General features: G+C 33.7%; 2 protein-coding genes and 1 pseudogene. All 3 read left to right on the top strand.

Annotation, left to right across the window (positions count from 1 at the left end; translation table 11 throughout):
* Positions 1-418, top strand: a pseudogene (locus AAON49_RS00195) (hypothetical protein); the annotation flags it as partial.
* Positions 415-2,166: an efflux RND transporter periplasmic adaptor subunit gene (locus tag AAON49_RS00190; RefSeq protein WP_349551753.1), complete on the top strand. Its 1,752-nt coding sequence runs from the start codon at positions 415-417 to the stop codon at positions 2,164-2,166. The pseudogene AAON49_RS00195 and the gene AAON49_RS00190, both read left to right, overlap by 4 nt.
* Positions 2,167-2,189: 23 nt before the next feature.
* On the top strand, positions 2,190-2,624 hold the full coding sequence (locus AAON49_RS00185; protein ID WP_349551752.1) for a heavy-metal-associated domain-containing protein: 435 nt from the start codon (positions 2,190-2,192) through the stop codon (positions 2,622-2,624).
* Positions 2,625-3,202: the final 578 nt, after the last annotated feature.

The following is a 3,202-nucleotide window of genomic DNA, read 5'->3' as shown; positions in this document are numbered from 1 at the left end:
TCAAAAGAAAAATGAATTAACTAAAGACGAAGCTTTATATGTTGCCAAAAACTATATGAAGGAAGGTTTAGAAGTTGCTTCCATTGAAAAAATAACAGAGGCAGGAAAGCATCATGAGTATCGAGAAAAGTTACTTCCTGCGTATGTGATCTCTTATAAAACAGACGATAATTTAAAAGCATATGTGTCTATCATAGATGCAAAATTTCAAACAGTCAGACATCAAAGTTGGAGATGGTTTGATTTTTTATGGATGACCCACACCATGGATTATGAAGGTAGAGACAATTTTAACACGATAGTTTTAAGAGCGTTTTCTCTTTTAGGTTTGATTACAGTACTGAGTGGTTTTTTACTTTGGTATGTATCATCTCCCTCAATTAGAAAATTAATAAAACGAAAAAAAACAAAGAAATGAAGAAATACGCAATTTACATTGGATTAGTAGTCATGGGATTACTGTTGGGGTGGTTATTTTTTGGTAACTCATCAAACAAAGAAGCAGAGCATAATCACAAAGAAGCAGTAGAAGCTAATCAAATGTGGACTTGTTCCATGCATCCACAGATTATGCAACCTGAACCTGGAGATTGTCCTATCTGCGGGATGGATTTAATTCCCGCTGAAGCTGGAGCAGATGGATTGTCAGCAGATGAGTTTAAACTTACTGAAAACGCTATGAAGCTAGCGAACATCGAAACAACAGTGATTACTGATGCAAATGAATCCGAGAATTCCATTGTGTTATCTGGTAAGATTGTTGAGAATGAAAAGAAAAATGCTGTTCAAGTAACCTATTTTTCTGGAAGAATTGAAAAATTATTTATCAATTTCACAGGTGAGAGAATAAGAAAAGGGCAACAATTAGCTACTATTTATTCTCCTGAGCTGTTTGCTGCTCAACAAGAACTTTTGACTACTTCGAAATTGAAAGAATCACAGCCTCAATTATACAAAGCGGTTAGAAACAAATTAAAACTTTGGAAGCTTTCAGAAGCTCAAATTAATAGTATTGAATCTTCTGGAAAGGTCATTGAGAATTTCCCTGTATATGCAACAGTATCAGGCACTGTTACCGAAAAAATGGTGGAAATAGGACAATCAGTAAAACTAGGGCAAGGCTTATTTAAAATAGCAGACTTGCAATCACTCTGGGCAGAGTTCGACGTATATGAAAGTCAAGTTAAGTTCATCAAAACTGGACAGAATATTGAAGTCAGCACCAACACTCAATCTGATAAAGCCATTATCTCCAAGGTTTCATTTATTGATCCTGTTTTAAATACAAAAACAAGAACCGTTACTCTAAGAGTTGATTTAAATAATTCAAAAGGTCTATTAAAGCCTGGAATGTTTGTCAAAGGAAAACTCAATGCAAAGAATGAGAATGGTTCTCTTTTGGTTCCATCTTCAGCAGTATTATGGACTGGAAAACGATCCGTTGTTTATGTGAAAACTAAACAAGACCAAGCCATATTTGAAATGAGAGAAGTACAAATAGGTTCAAAGATTGGAGAGTCTTATCAAGTGTTAGAAGGTTTGAAAATTGGAGATGAAGTTGTGACCAATGGCGCTTTTACTGTTGATGCAGCCGCACAACTCCAAGGTAAAAAATCGATGATGAACAAAAGTGGTGGCACTGTAATGACTGGTCACGAAGGACATTTAGGAATGAATCATAATGGTCAGAACATGAAAATGACCAATGAGAGAGTTGAAGTAGACTCAAAATTCCAAGAACAGCTCAAAACTGTATTTGATGAGTACATTATTTTGAAAGACGCATTGATAAAAGGAGATTCAAAAACTTCAACACAGGCTTCTTCGATAATGTTGAAGAATTTAGCAGAAGTCGATATGAAACTACTTAAAGGTGATGCTCATAATTCATGGATGCAACTATCCACAGATTTGAAAACACATACACGATCTTTAAACTCAACGGCAGATATAAAAACACAAAGAAATCATTTCAAACCACTATCATCTAGTCTAATTATGGCGATCGAAAAGTTTGGAGTGAATATGCAAGTGTATAGCCAATTTTGCCCTATGGCAGATAATAATACAGGAGGTTATTGGCTTAGTTTAGAAGATAAAGTCTTAAACCCGTATTTCGGTGATGCTATGTTAAAGTGTGGTGAAGTAACCAAAACAATCAAATAATAATAATTTTTAATTTTAATCAAATGAGAAAAGTAATTTTAAGTTTAATAGTAATTGCTGCTGTAGGTTTTACAAGTTGTAAAAATGATGCCAAAAAAGATGAAAAAAAATCAGAGCCTACTGAAGTAAAAAAAGATGTCGCTTATATTGATGCTAGTTTTGGAGTCAGAGGAAATTGCGGAATGTGTAAGACTACTATTGAAAAAGCTGTAAATAATTTAGACGGTATATCGAAGGCAGAATGGGATAGATTGAGAAAGAAAATAGATGTTTCTTTTGATGCTTCTAAAACAAACCTAGATGCAATTCATAAAGCGATTGCTAATTCGGGTTACGATACTGATAAGTTAAGTGGTAGTGAAGATGCTTATAATAATCTTCCTGGGTGTTGCAAATATGATCATTCTATGGAGATGAGCTTAAAAGGAGAAGTAAAAGATGGTGGGAAAGGGCATTAATTGTTTAAAAGATCCACAAGGTAAAGTTTGCTTCATAGCCTAGTGTTTTGTAATTCATTGGATAAGCCTTTTGTTGTTTAAGGTTTATCCAGTAAATTAAGATGATGATGAGATATATTATAGCTACTATAGAATAGATACTCTAAAGTAGTGATTAACTCAGTTAGGGCTAGACTTCTTAAGTTACCCAAATAAATAATAATCCAGTCAACTTAAAGGTGTTTTAATTTTTCTCTTCCGATTTAAAAATCATTAATGAATGGGTAAATTAAGTTGGGTAACTTAAGAAGTCTATTTAAGAACTCAAAGACCTTTTATATAAAGAAATTAAATTTGACTTTATAGTTGCAGAAGATTAATAGTTTATTAATTTTACTTTATATAAAATATAGGTGTTTACTTAAAAAGCTCCTTGTGCAGGAAATCCGCTAATTTCATAAACAAGTAACTACAGGAGCAGTACAATAAGTAGATGCACACTCAATTTGGGTGTGTTATCTCTGTGCTGTTTGGTGTAGTTAAGGTTTCTAGCGGAGCCTCTGTGCAAGCTGAATTAGTAGGAGAGCACACCTTTCTTT

It is taken from the genome of Pseudotenacibaculum sp. MALMAid0570 (assembly GCF_040151415.1).
GTDB lineage: Bacteria > Bacteroidota > Bacteroidia > Flavobacteriales > Flavobacteriaceae > Polaribacter.
This window is presented reverse-complemented; position numbering and strand designations above follow the sequence as displayed.